The 14389-nt window shown below is 73.2% G+C and carries 16 protein-coding genes and 1 riboswitch; of the genes, 9 read left to right on the top strand and 7 right to left on the bottom strand.

Annotated elements, in window-relative coordinates; all coding sequences use genetic code 11:
* Positions 1–7 precede the first annotated feature (7 nt).
* Both ACFCZ1_RS33475 and ACFCZ1_RS33470 read left to right on the top strand, forming a co-directional pair.
* The gene (locus ACFCZ1_RS33475) at positions 8–634 is read left to right on the top strand and encodes a DUF4126 domain-containing protein (RefSeq protein WP_376682039.1); all 627 of its coding nucleotides are present in this window, start codon (positions 8–10) and stop codon (positions 632–634) included.
* A gap of 116 nt (positions 635–750) precedes the next feature.
* Entirely contained in the window at positions 751–2202 is a 1452-nt protein-coding gene (locus ACFCZ1_RS33470; protein WP_376682038.1) for a phytoene desaturase family protein, read from the top strand.
* A 13-nt stretch (positions 2203–2215) separates the two neighbouring features.
* Here ACFCZ1_RS33470 and ACFCZ1_RS33465 read toward each other — a convergent pair whose 3' ends face one another.
* The 5 genes from ACFCZ1_RS33465 to ACFCZ1_RS33445 form a co-directional block, all read right to left on the bottom strand.
* Positions 2216–3097, bottom strand: a complete 882-nt coding sequence (locus ACFCZ1_RS33465) for a hypothetical protein (protein ID WP_376682037.1) — start codon at positions 3095–3097, stop codon at positions 2216–2218.
* A gap of 51 nt (positions 3098–3148) precedes the next feature.
* Entirely contained in the window at positions 3149–4063 is a 915-nt protein-coding gene (gene metF, locus ACFCZ1_RS33460) for a methylenetetrahydrofolate reductase [NAD(P)H] (protein ID WP_376682036.1), read from the bottom strand.
* A gap of 102 nt (positions 4064–4165) precedes the next feature.
* On the bottom strand, positions 4166–4801 hold the full coding sequence (thiE, locus tag ACFCZ1_RS33455; RefSeq protein ID WP_376682035.1) for a thiamine phosphate synthase: 636 nt from the start codon (positions 4799–4801) through the stop codon (positions 4166–4168).
* A gap of 78 nt (positions 4802–4879) precedes the next feature.
* Positions 4880–5245 carry an Rv2175c family DNA-binding protein gene (locus ACFCZ1_RS33450; RefSeq protein ID WP_328925255.1) on the bottom strand — a complete coding sequence of 122 codons (366 nt, stop codon included), beginning with the start codon at positions 5243–5245 and terminating at the stop codon, positions 4880–4882.
* Between the two features lie 145 nt (positions 5246–5390).
* Positions 5391–6611, bottom strand: a complete 1221-nt coding sequence (locus ACFCZ1_RS33445) for an NAD(P)/FAD-dependent oxidoreductase (protein ID WP_376682034.1) — start codon at positions 6609–6611, stop codon at positions 5391–5393.
* 81 nt (positions 6612–6692) lie between these two features.
* Positions 6693–6805: riboswitch (TPP riboswitch) on the top strand.
* Here ACFCZ1_RS33445 and thiO point away from each other — a divergent pair.
* From thiO to ACFCZ1_RS33415, 6 genes are all read left to right on the top strand, one after another.
* The gene (gene thiO, locus ACFCZ1_RS33440) at positions 6803–7999 is read left to right on the top strand and encodes a glycine oxidase ThiO (RefSeq protein ID WP_376682033.1); all 1197 of its coding nucleotides are present in this window, start codon (positions 6803–6805) and stop codon (positions 7997–7999) included. (Overlaps the previous riboswitch by 3 nt.)
* A complete protein-coding gene (gene thiS, locus ACFCZ1_RS33435; protein WP_376682032.1) occupies positions 7996–8196 on the top strand; it encodes a sulfur carrier protein ThiS in 201 nt (66 codons plus the stop codon). Before thiO ends, thiS begins: the two co-directional genes overlap by 4 nt.
* Positions 8197–8201: 5 nt before the next feature.
* A complete protein-coding gene (locus ACFCZ1_RS33430; protein WP_376682031.1) occupies positions 8202–8996 on the top strand; it encodes a thiazole synthase in 795 nt (264 codons plus the stop codon).
* A 216-nt stretch (positions 8997–9212) separates the two neighbouring features.
* Complete coding sequence (gene pknB / locus ACFCZ1_RS33425; protein WP_376682030.1) at positions 9213–11123, top strand: Stk1 family PASTA domain-containing Ser/Thr kinase; 1911 nt, start codon at positions 9213–9215, stop codon at positions 11121–11123.
* A 42-nt stretch (positions 11124–11165) separates the two neighbouring features.
* A complete protein-coding gene (locus ACFCZ1_RS33420) occupies positions 11166–12017 on the top strand; it encodes a deoxyribonuclease IV (RefSeq protein WP_376682065.1) in 852 nt (283 codons plus the stop codon).
* A gap of 77 nt (positions 12018–12094) precedes the next feature.
* A complete protein-coding gene (locus tag ACFCZ1_RS33415) occupies positions 12095–12589 on the top strand; it encodes a DUF4396 domain-containing protein (RefSeq protein WP_376682029.1) in 495 nt (164 codons plus the stop codon).
* A 46-nt stretch (positions 12590–12635) separates the two neighbouring features.
* Here the strand turns inward: ACFCZ1_RS33415 and ACFCZ1_RS33410 are convergent, their stop codons facing one another.
* Positions 12636–13268 carry a sulfite oxidase-like oxidoreductase gene (locus ACFCZ1_RS33410; RefSeq protein WP_376682028.1) on the bottom strand — a complete coding sequence of 211 codons (633 nt, stop codon included), beginning with the start codon at positions 13266–13268 and terminating at the stop codon, positions 12636–12638.
* Between the two features lie 173 nt (positions 13269–13441).
* Between ACFCZ1_RS33410 and bfr the strand changes: the two genes are divergently transcribed.
* Positions 13442–13921, top strand: coding sequence for a bacterioferritin (bfr, locus tag ACFCZ1_RS33405; RefSeq protein WP_376682027.1), 480 nt, complete (start codon positions 13442–13444; stop codon positions 13919–13921).
* On the opposite strand, the gene ACFCZ1_RS33400 is transcribed toward bfr, so the two are convergent.
* The gene (locus ACFCZ1_RS33400) at positions 13918–14184 is read right to left on the bottom strand and encodes a bacterioferritin-associated ferredoxin (RefSeq protein ID WP_376682026.1); all 267 of its coding nucleotides are present in this window, start codon (positions 14182–14184) and stop codon (positions 13918–13920) included. The genes bfr and ACFCZ1_RS33400 overlap by 4 nt on opposite strands.
* Between the last annotated feature and the right edge of the window lie 205 nt (positions 14185–14389).

Raw genomic sequence — 14389 nt, 5'->3', positions numbered from 1 at the left:
TGATCAGGTGAGTGTGCTCCCCCTGGTCTTCACCAGCGGCTGGGCCAGCGGGATCAACGCGTACGCCGTGGTCCTCCTGCTCGGCGTCTTCGGCGCGACCGGCCTGTCCGACGACGTCCCCGCGTCGCTGCAACGCACCGACGTGCTGATCGTCGCGGCCGTGCTGTTCCTCTGCGAGGCGGTCGCCGACAAGATCCCGTACGTGGACTCGGTCTGGGACTCCGTCCACACCGTGATCCGCCCGGTGGCCGGCGGCGTGGTCGGCGCGCTGCTGGCCGGCCAGAGCGGTTCGCTCTCCGACATCACCGCCGGCGTGATCGGCGGCTCCACCGCGCTGGCCAGCCATTTCGTCAAGGCCGGCACCCGGATGGCGATCAACACCTCACCCGAGCCGCTGAGCAACGTCGCGATGAGCATGGCCGAGGACCTCGGCGTGGCCGCGATCATCACCTTCGCGATGTTCAACCCCGTGGCCGCGGCGGTCATCGCGGCCGTCCTGCTGGCCGCCGGGCTGGCCGTACTGATCTTCCTCTGGAGCCGGATCCGCCGTTTCCTGCGCCGCCGGGCGCAGCGCCATGAGGAGAAGCGGCTGGCCACCGTGGCCCGCGAGGCCACCGGAGCGCCACCCCGCTGACACCCGCCCCGCCACTCCGCCCGGCCACCCGGCCCGACCAGCGCGCCGACCACCCGGCACGACCAGCGCCGACCACCCGGCCGACCACCGCCCGCTGCCTCGATAGGCTCAGCCGCATGGCACGAATTGCGGTGATCGGCGCCGGGATGGGCGCGATGGCGACGGCGGCCCGGCTGGCCGTGGCGGGGCACCAGGTGACGGTGTACGAGCGCGCGGCGACGTACGGCGGCGCGGTCGGCCGGTACGAGCGCGACGGCTTCGCCTTCGACACCGGGCCGGGCCTGCTGCACCTGCCCGCCGTCTACCGCGACCTCTTCGTGAAGACCGGCAAGCGGCCCCTGGAGTCCTGCGTCGACATGGTCCAGGCCGACCCGGCCGTCCGGCACGTCCTCCCCCGCCACGGCGTCGACGTCACCCTCCCCGGCGCCTCCCACGGCGGTGTCGCCGCCGCCCTCGACCAGGCCTTCGGCCACGGAGCGGGCGAGCGCTGGAACGCCGTGCTCGGCCGCGCCCGGGACGCCTGGGACGCCACCCGCCGCCCGCTGCTGGAGGAGCCGCTGCGCGCGGACCGGCAGGCGCTGTCCGCCGACCCGTACCCCGCCCGGCGCCGGAGCGGCCTGTTGCGCCGCCGCCCGCCGACCCTCGCGGAGGTGGCCGACCGGGAGCTGGGCGGCAGCCTCGGCGAGCTGCTGACCGGCCTGGTGCGCGCGTACGGGATCGACCCCGCCCGGGCACCCGGCTCGGCCGCCGTGCTGCCGTACATGGAGCAGACCTTCGGCAGCTGGTACGTCCGCGGCGGGATGCGGGCGCTGGCCACCGCCGTCCACGAGCGCTGCCGGGAGCGGAAGGTGGAGTTCGTCTTCGGGGCGGAGGTCCGGGAGGTCCTCGCGCCGCGGGGCCGGGCGGCCGGCCTGCTGCTGGCCGACGGCACCGAGGTGGCCGCCGACTCCGTCGTCTGCGGGATCGACCCGCGGCTGCTGCCGGCCGCCTCCCTGCCGTGGCCGCCCGAGGCGGTCCCCGCCCGCGGGGAGGGCCTGCCCAGCAGGCTCACGCTCTTCCTCGCGCTGCGCGGCGCCCGTCCCGCGGACTCCCCCGGGCTCCGCCCGGAGGGACCCCCGGTCCACCGCACGCTGGTGCACTCCCCAGGCCTGGACGTCACCGTCCTGCGTCCCGACGACCCCGCCACCCGGCCCGACGCGGACCATGAGGCGGTCACGGTCAGCGCCGTCAGCCGACCCGGGACCTCAGGGGCCGCGGAGCCCGAGGAGCTGCTGGAGCTCGCCGCGAAGGCCGTACCGGGGCTGCGGGAGCGGCTGCTGTGGCACGAGGTGCGCACCCCGGCCGACGTCGAGGCGGCGACCGGCGCGGTGGGCGGCGCGGTGCCCCCGCCCGCGCTCGCGGGGGCCGGGGGCCGGCTGCTGTACCCCGCCAACACCACGGCCGTGCCGGGGCTGTACCTGGCGGGCGGCTGGGCCCACCCCGGCGGCGGGCTGGCGCACGCGGGAATGACCGGGGCCCTGGTGGCCGGGCTGATCGTGGAGGGCGCGGAGTTCCGCGGCTCCCGGTGACCCGGCCGCCCGCTCAGTAGCGGTACTGCTCGTACTCGCCCTGCTGGGGGTACGGGTACTGCTGCGGCTGCGCGCCCTGCTCCTCGGCCGGATACGGCTGGGCGGTCCCGTCGGTGGCCCGCTGCTGCGGGACCCAGACCCCGCCGGGCGGGGTGTCCGTGGCGTACTGCTGCTGCCCGTAGCCGGGGTACTGGGTGTACGCCGAGTAGTCGTAGGCGGCGGGCGGCCCGACACCGCCGCCGGTGCCGATGTACGGGTCCGAGTAGGCCGCGTACACCTGCTGCTGATCGCCCGTCGGATAGCCGGCGGAGTAGTCGTACCCGCCGCCGACGCCCTGGTTCTGCTGGTCGTAGTACGCCGCGTACTGGTGGGAGTCCTGCTCGGCCGTGGTGAACGGCGAGGCGAAGCCCTCGGTCTGGCCCGCGCCGGGGCCGGGCGCGAAGCTCTGTATGCCGTAGGAACCGGTGTCCTCGGGCATCGGCTGCGGGCTGTAGACCTCGTCGGCCGGGGCTTCGGCCGCGAACTGCCGCCCCTGCGGCGCCCCGTCGGCGTCCTCGTACTCCAGCGCGCTGACTTGGAGCGCCGGTTCCGGGCGCGGACCGCCGGACCGGCGCCGCCGCGACTGCCGTACGGGTTCCCCGCCGCGGCGCACCGCCCAGCCGGCCACGAAGCCCTTGCGGAACGAGAGCGTCACCAGGGTCTGGCCCAGGGCGAACGCGGCCGCGCCGGCGCCGATGACCGGCACCGACGGCAGGACCACCCCGGCGACCACGCCGAGGAAGCCGGCGAAGGCGAGCAGGCGCCAGCGGAGCCGGGCCTTGTACTGCATCAAGACCTCGGCAAGCAGCCACAGCGCGACGAAGCCGAACGCGATGTAGAGGACCGTCATACCCATGCATGGCCCCTCTCGGTGCGGCCGACCGCGTGGGAAACGGGGGCCAGCCGGTCAGGCCCGCTGGTGCAGGCCCAGATTCTCGTAGATCTCGAGAGTCGCCGTGGAATTGTTCAGCGTGATGAAGTGCAGCCCTGGGACACCCTCGGACAGCAGCCGCGCGCAGAACTCCGTGGCGAACTCGATGCCAATGGAGCGTACAGCGGCCGGATCGTCCTTGACCGCGAGCATGCGCTCTTTCACGGCCTCGGGGAAGACCGCGTTGCTGAGTTGGGGCAGCCGGTCGAGCTGCTTGATGCCCACAACAGGCATGACCTCGGGGATGATCGGGGTCTCACAGCCCGCCTTCTCGACGCTGTCGCGGAGCCGCAGATAATTCTCCGGGTGGAAGAACATCTGGGTGATCGCATAGTCGGCGCCCGCGCGGCACTTGTCCACGAAGTGCCGGATGTCCGTGTCCCATTCCGTCGAACGCGGGTGCATCTCCGGGAAGGCCGCGACGCCGACGCAGAAGTCGCCGGACTCCTTGACCAGCCGGACCAGGTCGGCGGCGTAGTGCACGCCTTCGGGGTGCGGCACCCACTCGCCCATCGGGTCGCCCGGCGGGTCTCCGCGCACGACGAGCATGTTCCGGATGCCCGCGTCGGCGAACTGCCCGATGACGTTGCGCAGCTCGGCCACCGAGTGGTCCACGGCGGTGAGGTGGGCGACGGGGGTCAGCGTGGTGTCCGAGGCGATCTGCTCGGTGGCCCGGACGGTGCCGCCGCGGGTCGATCCGCCGGCGCCGTAGGTCACGGAGACGAAGCTCGGCGACACCGCTTCCACCCGGCGCAGGGCGTTCCAGAGGTTGCGTTCGCCCTTCTCGGTCTTCGGGGCCCAGAACTCGAAGGAGTACGAACGCCCGGACGCGATGAGGTCGCGGACCGTGTGCGCACGATCCGACCAGGTGGAAGCGGTACCAGAGGCCATACGGGCAGGTTAGACGCGGTCCGCCGGACACCGAAGCGCTGTCCGTCTTTTGGACACGATTTTGGACAGTCCGGCGGGCCCGGCCGGGGCATTCCGGTCGATCTAGCCGAGGCGGGCCCGGACGCGCTTGGCGAGTTCCGCGGCGGCCGCACCCGGGTCGGCGGCCTCGGTGAGGGCGCGGACGACCACGACGCGGGTGGCTCCGGCGTCCAGCACCTCGTCCAGATTCGCGCTGTCGATGCCGCCGATGGCGAACCACGGCCGGTCCTGCTCCAGGGAGGCCGCGTACCGCACGAGGCCGAGGCCGGGGGCGAAGCGGCCGGGCTTGGTGGGGGTGGGCCAGCAGGGGCCGGTGCAGAAGTAGTCCACGCCGGGCTCGGCGACGGCCGCGTCGACCTCGGCCTCGGCGTGGCAGGAGCGGCCGACGAGCACCCGGTCGCCGAGGATGGCGCGGGCCGCGGGGACGGGGATGTCGCCCTGTCCGAGGTGCAGGACGTCGGAGCCGATGGCGTGCGCGACGTCGGCGCGGTCGTTCACGGCGAGGAGCTTGCCGTGGCGCCGTGCGGCCTCGGCGAAGACCTGGAGGTGTTCGAGTTCCTCCCCGGCCTCCATGCCCTTGTCGCGGAGCTGGACGATGTCCACGCCGCCGGACAGCACGGCGTCCAGGAACTCGGGGAGGTCACCTTGGCGCTTCCGGGCGTCCGTACAGAGGTAGAGCCGGGCGTCGGACAGCTGCATGGGTGTACCCCCCGGAATGGAGGCGGTGTACGGACCCCGTGGGGCCCGCACACCGCGGTGGAGCGGATGCGGATCAGCTCAGAGGGCGAGCGCCTGAGCGCGGCGCTTCACCTCCGTGCCGCGATTCTCGCTCAGTGCCTGCACGGGGGTGCCGGGCAGGGTCGGGTCCTCGGTGAAGAGCCACTCCAGGATCTCCTCCTCGGTGAAGCGGTCGTCGCGCAGCACGGTCAGCAGACCGACCAGGCCCTTGACGACCTTGTCGCCGTCGATGAAGGGGGCCGGCACCTGCAGGGCGCGGTTCTCGCCCCGGCGTACGGCGATCAGCTGCCCTTCCTTGACCATCTGGCGGACCCGGGTCACCTCGATGTCGAGCATCTCCGCGATGTCGGGGAGGTACAGCCATGAGGGGACAAGGGCATCGATCTTTGCGTCAATCTCGGTCACGGGTACAAGCCTGCCATCTCGGGCTGGCACCCGGTACCGGAGCGGCCCGTCCGTGGTCCCGTCCGGGCCAGTGCTGTGACCGGAGAGGTTCACCGGGTCACGACGCTCCCCCAGCTACCGCTGGGAGGTACCCCCGGGCACGGCGCTAGACGGTGGTCGACTTCAGGGGGACCGCCGGGTCGCGGACCTTGGCCGGGTCCACGGCGGCCCCCGTCTCGATGAGCCTGCGGCCCTGCGCCAGGTCGCGGGGGCGGCCCACGGCCAGGACCGCGACCAGGACCCCGTCGCGCAGCCAGCACACCGACCAGGCGGGGTCGGCCGGGTCGCCGCGCCAGAGCAGGGTGTCGGCCCCGCCGTGGTGGCCGGCGTACTGGACGAAGCGCCCGAACTGCTCCGACCAGAAGTACGGCACCGGGTCGTAGACCTGGGCCGGTTCCCCGGCCAGGATGTTCGCCGCGACCGTTCGCGGGCCCTGGAGCGCGTTGTCCCAGTGGTGTACGAGCAGCCGCTTCCCGTAGCGGGCCGACGGGAAGGAGGCGCAGTCGCCGACCGCGTACACCCCGGGCAGGGAGGTGCGCAGGTACGCGTCGGCGGTGACCGAGCCGTCGGGGCCGAGGTCCACGCCGCTCCCGGTCAGCCATCCGGTGGCGGGGCGGGCTCCGATGCCCACCACCACCGCGCCGGCGGGCAGGCCCCGCCCGTCCGCGAGCAGCACCCGGCCCTCCTCGATCCCGGCGACCTTCGCGCCGGTGATCAGCTCGGCGCCCGCCTCCTCGTACCAGCGCGCCATCGGGGCGGCGACCTGCGGCGGCAGCGCCCCCGCCAGGACCCGGTCCGCGGCCTCGACCACGGTCACCTCGCAGCCCGCCTCGCGGGCCGCGGTGGCGAACTCCGCGCCGATCCAGCCCGCGCCGACGACCACCGCCCGGGGCGCCCCGGCCAGGACGGGGCGCAGCCGCGCCGCGTCGTCCAGCGTGCGCAGCAGGTGCACGCCGGGGACGCCCTCCGTCCCGGGCAGGGTCAGCGGCTGCGCGCCGGTGGCCAGCACGAGGACCCGGTACGGGACCGGTCCCGCCTCGGTGTCCACCTCGCGCTCGGCGGCCCGCAGCGCGGTGACCTCCGTGCCGAGCCTGAGATCGATGCCGAGGCCTTCGAAGTCCACGTCGAAGGCGGAGTCCTCGGCCTTGCCGAGCAGCACCGCCTTGGACAGCGGAGGCCGGTCGTAGGGCTGGTGGGGCTCGGCGCCCAGCAGGGTCACCGTGCCGGTGAAGCCCTGCTCCCGCAGGGCGACCGCGGTCTGCACGCCGGCCATTCCGGCGCCCACGATCACGACGCCGCTCGGGTTCTGCTCCGTCTGCTCACTCACCCGGCCACCCTAATCATCTGACGGGCCGCCAGGAACAGGTGCCGCCTTACCGGCTGTGCGCACCGGGGTTAGTCTGGCCACCGTACCTATCGCGGGAGTCCGGGCGCACCGGGCTGAGAGGGAGGCTGGCCGGCCTCCGACCGTACGAACCTGATCCGGGTCATGCCGGCGAAGGGAGGGGCTGGACGCCCATGCACTCATCTCGAACGTCCCGACCGTCCAGGACGTCCCGGAAGGGGTCCGACGTCCTCGTCATCGGGGGCGGGATCATCGGACTCGTCACCGCCTGGCGGGCGGCCCGGCGCGGGCTGCGCACCGTACTGGCCGACCCCGCCCCCGGCGGCGGCGCCGCCCAGGTCGCGGCCGGGATGCTCGCGCCCGTGACGGAGCTGCACTACGGCGAGGAGGCCCTGCTGGGGCTGGGTCTCGCCTCCGCCGCGCGCTATCCCGAGTTCGTCGCGGAGCTCGCCGACGCCGCCGGCGGCCTGGACGTCGGCTACCGCGCCTGCGGCACCCTCGCCGTCGCCCTGGACGCCGACGACCGGCTCCACCTGCGGGAGCTGCACGCCCTGCAGCGCCGCTGCGGGCTGGAGTCCGAGTGGCTGACCGGCCGCGAGTGTCGCCGGCTGGAGCCGATGCTGGCCCCGGGCGTCCGGGGCGGCCTGCGGGTGGACGGCGATCACCAGGTCGACCCGCGGCGGCTGGCGGCCGCCCTGCTGGCCGCCTGCGAGGGGTCCGGGGTGGCCGTCCACCGGTCGGCGGCGGAGCGGCTGCTGGTCACCGCCGACCGGGCGGCCGGGGCGCGGCTCGAGGACGGTACGGAACTGCGCGCGGACCAGGTCGTGCTGGCGGCGGGCTCGCTCAGCGGCCGGCTGGCGGGGGTGCCGCCGGAGCTGGTGGCGCCCGTACGGCCGGTGAAGGGGCAGGTGCTGCGCCTCGCCGTGCCCGCCGCCCACGCGCCGTTCCTGTCCCGGACGGTACGGGCGGTCGTGCGCGGCAGCCACGTCTACCTGGTCCCGCGCGAGAACGGCGAACTCGTCATCGGCGCCACCAGCGAGGAACTCGGCTGGGACACCACGGTCACCGCGGGCGGGGTCTACGAACTCCTGCGCGACGCCCACGAGCTGGTGCCCGGCATCACCGAACTCCCGCTCACCGAGACCCGCGCGGGGCTGCGGCCGGGCTCCCCGGACAACGCCCCGCTGCTCGGCCCGACCGACCTGCCGGGCCTGCACCTGGCCACCGGGCACTACCGCAACGGGGTACTGCTGACCCCGCTGACCGGCGACGTGATGGCGGAGCTGCTGACCACCGGCGAACTGCCCGCGATCGCACGCCCCTTCACCCCCCGCCGGTTCTCCGCCGCACGTCAGGAGTCGTACGCATGACCATCTCCGTCAACGGCGAGCCGCGCGAGGTCGCGGCCGGCACCACGCTCGACGCGGTGGTCGCCACCCTGACCGCGGCCCCGGCCGGAGTCGCCGCCGCGCTCAACGAGACCGTGGTCCCGCGCGGGCAGTGGCCGCTCACGCCGGTGGGCGAGGGCGACCGGGTCGAGGTCCTCACCGCGGTCCAGGGAGGCTGAGCGGCATGGCTGACGACCTCTTCACCCTGGGCGGCCGCAGTTTCTCCTCCCGCCTGATCATGGGCACGGGCGGCGCCCCGAGCCTGGACGTCCTGGAGCGGGCCCTGGTCGCGTCCGGCACCGAACTCACCACGGTGGCCATGCGCCGGCTGGACCCGACGGTCCAGGGCTCGGTCCTGTCCGTGCTCGCGAAGCTGGACATCGCGGTCCTGCCGAACACGGCCGGCTGCTTCACGGCGGGCGAGGCCGTGCTGACGGCGCGGCTCGCCCGGGAGGCGCTGGGCACCGACTGGATCAAGCTGGAGGTGGTCGCGGACGAGCGGACCCTCCTGCCCGACGGCGTCGAGCTGCTGGACGCCGCCGAGACCCTCGTGGACGAGGGCTTCACGGTCCTCCCGTACACGAACGACGACCCGGTGCTGGCGCGGAAGCTGGAGGACGTGGGCTGCGCCGCGATCATGCCGCTCGGGTCCCCCATCGGGTCGGGGATGGGGATCCGCAATCCGCACAACTTCGAACTGATCGCGGAACGGGCGTCCGTCCCCGTCATCCTGGACGCGGGTGCGGGCACGGCGTCCGACGCCGCCCTGGCGATGGAGCTCGGCTGCGCGGCGGTGATGCTCGCGTCCGCCGTGACGCGGGCGCAGGAGCCGGTGCTGATGGCCGCGGCCATGCGCGACGCCGTGTCGGCGGGCCGCCTCGCCCGTCGCGCGGGGCGCATCCCGCAGCGCCGTTTCGCGCACGCCTCGTCTCCCGCGGACGGCCGCGCCACCCTCGATCCGGAGCACCCGGCGTTCTGACCTGCGGCTCCGCTGCCGGGACTGCGGCCCGGACCCCGGACGGCGCCCCGCGCCCGCGCCCCGGACACCGGCGGGGCCGGATTCGGCCGGCGTCCGGGGCGCGGGGGTCCGGGGGGCCGGCCCCCGGCAGCGGTCCGCGGGCGGCCACGTCACAGCTGCGCTGCAAGGCGCCGGGCAGCGGGCCGTGCCCGCACCCGCCCCTCGTAGAATCGCGGCGTGGATACGACCCTGGATGACCCCCTCGTCGGGCGCGTGCTCGACGGCCGCTACCGCATCGACGCCCGCATCGCGGCCGGCGGCATGGCCACGGTCTACCGGGCCGTCGACACCCGACTCGACCGCGTCCTGGCCCTGAAGGTGATGCACCCGGCCCTCGCGGCGGACGCCGCCTTCGTCGACCGGTTCATCCGGGAGGCGAAGTCCGTGGCCCGGCTCGCCCACCCCAATGTCGTCGCCGTCTTCGACCAGGGCACGGACGGGCCGTACGTCTACCTCGCCATGGAGTACGTCTCCGGCTGCACGCTGCGCGACGTGCTCCGCGAGCGCGGCGCCCTCCAGCCCCGGGCCGCCCTCGACATCCTGGAGCCGGTGCTCGCCGCTCTCGGCGCCGCCCACCGGGCCGGCTTCGTGCACCGCGACATGAAGCCCGAGAACGTCCTGATAGGCGACGACGGCCGGGTCAAGGTCGCCGACTTCGGGCTGGTCCGGTCGGTGGACTCCGTCACCCAGACCACCGGGTCCGTCCTCGGCACCGTCTCCTACCTGGCCCCCGAGCAGATCGACAACGGCGTCACCGACACCCGCGTCGACGTCTACGCCTGCGGTGTCGTCCTGTACGAGATGCTCACCGGGTCCAAGCCCCACACCGGCGGCACCCCCGCCCAGGTGCTCTTCCAGCACCTCCACGAGGACGTACCGCCGCCCTCGGCCGTCGTCCCCGGGCTCCCCGTCGGTCTCGACGAGCTGGTCGCGACCGCCGCCGCGCGCAATCCGGAGCTGCGCCCCTCCGACGCCGCCGCCCTGCTCGGCCTCACCCTCGAGGCCCGCATGCGGCTCAGCGACGCCGAGCTGGACGCCGTACCGCCGCAGGCCCGCGCCGGGGAGCGGTCGGCCGCCGAGGACCGCACCGGCGTGATCCCGCGCCCGGTGGGCGCGCAGCAGGCGGTGCAGCACACCTCCCGGCTGGAGATGCCCCCTCCGCCGCCCCCCGCCCCGGCGCCGGCCCCGGCATCGCGCGGGCCGCGCCGCGGCACGCTCCTCGCCGTCGCCGGCGTCCTGCTGGCCCTCGGCCTCGGCACGGGCGTCTGGTACATCAACTCCGGCCAGTTCACCAAGGTGCCCAACCTCCTCGGCAAGACCGAGGAGCAGGCCAAGTCCCAGCTGTCCGCGGCCGGCCTCGGCGTGAAGCGGGTCGACCGGAAGTTCAGCGACGCCTTCGACCGCGGGACGGTGATGAACACCGATCCCGCGGGCGGCCGGCGGATCCGCGGAAACGGCACGGTGACGCTCACGATCTCCCGCGGCCCCGAGGTCGTGGCCGTGCCCAACCTGAAGGGCAGGCCGCTGCAGGAGGCCAAGGCCGAGCTGACGAAGGCCGGGCTGGCTCCCGGGATCGTCACGCAGGCCTTCAGCCAGGACGTGGCCCAGGGCTCGGTGATCGTCTCGGACCCGGTCGGCGGCGAGAAGCGGGCCCCCGACACGGCGGTCGCGCTGGTCGTGAGCAAGGGCCGCCCGGTGCCGGTCCCGAGCGTGGCCGGGGTCGCGTTCGAGCAGGCGCGCTCCACCCTGGAGGGCCTGGGCCTCAAGGTGGCCACGGCCCCCGAGCAGGTCAACAGTCCCTCGCCGGCCGGTACGGTCGCCAACCAGTCGCTCGGCGCCGGGACCCAGGCCGCGGCCGGCGACACCGTCACGCTGACCCTCTCCAAGGGCCCCCGCCAGCTTCCGGTACCGGACGTGACCGGCCAGGAGGTGGACGCGGCCCGCAAGGCGCTGGAAGTCGCGGGCTTCAGGGTGAAGGCGGAACGGCCGTTCCTCTCCTTCAGCAAGACCGTGGAGTTCCAGTCGGTGCCGGGCGGCCAGACCGCCCCCGAGGGCACCACGATCGTCATCAGGACCAAGGGGCTGTAGAAGTACGTGGAGCACGTGGAGCAGGACCGCACGGCCCGGGCCGTGCGCAATCCCGTGGGCGGGCACGTCCCCGTCGCGGGCGGGCTCGCCTCGGTCGGGCTGGCGTACGCCCGGGAGATGGGCGCGGAGGCGGTCCAGGTCTTCGTGGCCAATCCGCGCGGCTGGGCCACTCCGGTGGGCAATCCGGCGCAGGACGAGCTCTTCCGGGCCCAGTGCGCGGCCGGGTCCGTACCCGCCTACGTACACGCCCCGTACCTGATCAACTTCGCCTCGCACACCGCGGCGACCGTCGAGAAGTCGGTGGAGTCCCTGCGCCACTCGCTGCGCCGGGGCCGGGAGATCGGCGCGCTCGGGGTGGTCGTGCACACCGGATCGGCCACCGGAGGCCGCCCGCGTGAGGCGGCGTACGCGCAGGTCAGGCAGTACATGCTGCCCCTGCTGGACGAGCTGACGCATGACGACGACCCCTTCCTGCTGCTGGAGTCCACGGCCGGGCAGGGCTCTTCGCTGTGTTCGCGGGCCGAGGACTTCGGGCCGTACTTCGAGGCGCTCGACCACCACCCGAAGCTGGGCGTCTGCCTGGACACCTGCCACATCTTCGCGGCCGGACACGACCTGGCGGAGCCGGGCGGTACGAAGCTGACGCTGGACCTGCTGGTGGACACGGTGGGCGAGGGCCGGCTGAAACTGGTCCACGCGAACGACTCCAAGGAGGGCGTCGGTGCCCACAAGGACCGGCACGCCAACATCGGCCGGGGTCACATCGGCCGGGAGGCCTTCGCCGAGCTGTTCACGCATCCGGCGATGGCGGGCGTACCGCTGATCACCGAGACGCCCGGCGGCAAGGAAGGACATGCGGCGGACGTGGCGCTGCTGAAGCGGCTGCGCGCTTGAGGGAATACCCCTAGGGGGTATACGGTTCCCGTCATGTCGGCGGAACCGTTACTCGGCGTTTTCCCAGGGGGTTAGCCATGGACCACGCGCACGAGCACCACCACAGCGGCGAGCACCACGAGCACACTCACGGCGGCGGGGCCGGCTGGGCCATGGCGGCCGGGGCCACCCTCCACTGCCTCACCGGATGCGCCATCGGCGAGGTGCTCGGCATGGTCATCGGCACCGCGCTGGGCTGGGGGAACGCCGCGACGATGATCACGGCGATCGTCCTCGCGTTCTTCTTCGGCTACGCGCTCACCCTGCGCGGGCTCCTCGCGGCCGGCGTCGCCCTCCGTCCGGCCGTCCGGGTGGCCCTCGCCGCGGACACCCTTTCGATCGCCGTCATGGAGCTGATCGACAACAGCGTGATCGCCTTCTGGCCGGGCGCGATGGACGCGCACCTGTCGGAACCGCTGTTCTGGATCGTCCTGGCGATCTCGCTGGCGGCCGCCTTCGTGATCACGACCCCGGTCAACAAGTGGATGATCGGCCGCGGCAAGGGTCACGCGGTCGTCCACCAGTACCACTAGTACCACCAGTACCGCTGAGGCACCGGCGGCCGGGGGCCCCGGCGCCTCAGAGCTCGGGGCCGTCCCCGGGCTCCTCCTGGTACGAGTAGCGCTGCTCGCGCCAGGGGTCGCCGATGTTGTGGTAGCCCCGCTCCTCCCAGAAGCCCCGGCGGTCGGCGGTCATGTACTCGACGCCGCGGACCCACTTGGGGCCCTTCCAGGCATAGAGGTGCGGCACCACGAGCCGCAGCGGGAAACCGTGCTCGGCGGTGAGCAGTTCACCGCCCTGGTGGGTGGCGAAGACGGTCCGCTCGGAGGAGAAGTCGGCCAGCCGCATGTTGGAGCTGAAGCCGTACTCGGCCCACACCATCACGTGCGTGACCTGCGGCGCCGGCGGTGCCAGGGCGAGGACCGTACGAGCGAGCACACCGCCCCATTCGGCGCCCGTCATGCTGAACTTCGTGACGCAGTGCAGGTCCGCCACGACCGACTCGAACGGCAGGGCCGCGAATTCCTCGTGGTTCCAGCAGTGCTTCTCACCGTCGGCCGTCGCGCCGAAGACGCGGAACTCCCAGCGGTCCGGCTTGAACTTGGGCACAGGACCGTAGTGGGTGACCGGCCAGCCCCGCTGCAACCGCTGCCCCGGTGGAAGCTCCAGCTGCTCTGCTCCCGGAGATTCCCGGCTTTCCGGCTGACCCATGACTCCATGGTGACAGACGTGGCGGGATGGTCATGACCAGCTCCCGGCCGATTCGGGCAAGTCACGGTAACTCCCACTAAGGAGGCACTTACTGGACTGCCCCTCACGGCGGTGCAAGGATGCGCCCACCTATCCCGTCACGTGGCTGACATTGCCTGGAAGGAGCCTCTGCGATGCAGGGCGACCCCGAGGTCCTTGAGTTTCTGAACGAGCAGCTGACCGGTGAGCTGACGGCCGTCAACCAGTACTGGCTGCACTACCGCATCCAGGACAACAAGGGCTGGACCAAGCTCGCGAAGTACACGCGTGAAGAGTCCATCGACGAGATGAAGCACGCGGACAAGCTCACCGAGCGCATCCTGATGCTCGACGGCCTGCCGAACTACCAGCGCCTCTTCCACGTGCGCGTCGGCCAGACGCTCACGGAGATGTTCCAGGCGGACCGGCAGGTCGAGGTCGAGGCGATCGACCGGCTCAAGCGCGGCATCGAGGTCATGCGCGGCAAGGGCGACGTCACCTCGGCCCGGCTCTTCGAGGAGATCCTGGCGGACGAGGAGCACCACATCGACTACCTCGACACCCAGCTGGAGCTCATCGAGAGCATCGGGGAGCCGCTGTACATCGCGCAGCAGATCGAGCAGCCGGAGGGCTAGGCCGCTCCGGCCAGCGCGGGCTCGGGGACGGGCCGCGGTTCGGCGGCGAGCACGGCCGCCGCGCCGCCCTTCTCCAGCAGCTCCCGGCGCGGGCACGCCCCGCGGCCGAGGAGGCCCTGGATGGCGCGCACGCAGGAGCCGCATTCGGTGCCGGCCTTGGTGGCCGAGGCGATCTGGCGGGGGGTACAGGCCCCGGCGGCCGCGTGTTCCTTGACCTGCTTGTCGGTGATGCCGAAGCAAGAGCAGACGTACACGCGGTTCACCTCCTGAGCGGATGGTTCTGCAGCCGTCCCCGGTGCGGTGAGGCTTACCTAACCGTACCCAAAGTTAGGGTCGCCTAAAAGACCCGGATACGACAGTGGGGGGGGGGGGAAAAACCAACACCCCCCCCCCAGGGACCGGGGGGGTAAAAAAAAAAAAAATACCCACCACAAACACCAGGACTGGGTTTGGGAGTGTTGGGGGGGA

This window comes from Streptomyces sp. NPDC056224 (assembly GCF_042267665.1).
Taxonomy (GTDB): Bacteria; Actinomycetota; Actinomycetes; order Streptomycetales; family Streptomycetaceae; genus Streptomyces.
Note: the sequence above shows the minus strand (reverse complement) of the source record. Positions and strands in the feature narration are given on the sequence as shown.